The following is a 244-nucleotide window of genomic DNA, read 5'->3' as shown; positions in this document are numbered from 1 at the left end:
CCGGTAAAGAATGTGAGGTAACACAAACGTATTCGTCTTTCATTATTGCCTATAACCTCAAAGCAATTCAGGTTATATGGTCAAGACAATCAGCCAATTAGTACGAGTTAGCTTCACGCATTACTGCGCTTCCACACCTCGCCTATCAACGTCGTAGTCTTCAACGGGCTTCATGGGAAAACTCATCTTGAGGGAGGCTTCCCGCTTAGATGCTTTCAGCGGGTATCCCGTCCGAACTTAGCTA

The 244-nt window shown here is 45.9% G+C and carries 1 rRNA gene; it reads right to left on the bottom strand.

From position 1 onward, the window contains the following. Positions 1 to 76: 76 nt before the first annotated feature. Positions 77 to 244: ribosomal RNA gene (locus ACN4Z1_RS16050) — 23S ribosomal RNA — on the bottom strand; the annotation flags it as partial.

The organism is Legionella sp. ST3F1, from assembly GCF_048553315.1.
Taxonomy (GTDB): domain Bacteria; phylum Pseudomonadota; class Gammaproteobacteria; order Legionellales; family Legionellaceae; genus Tatlockia; species Tatlockia donaldsonii.
This window is presented reverse-complemented; position numbering and strand designations above follow the sequence as displayed.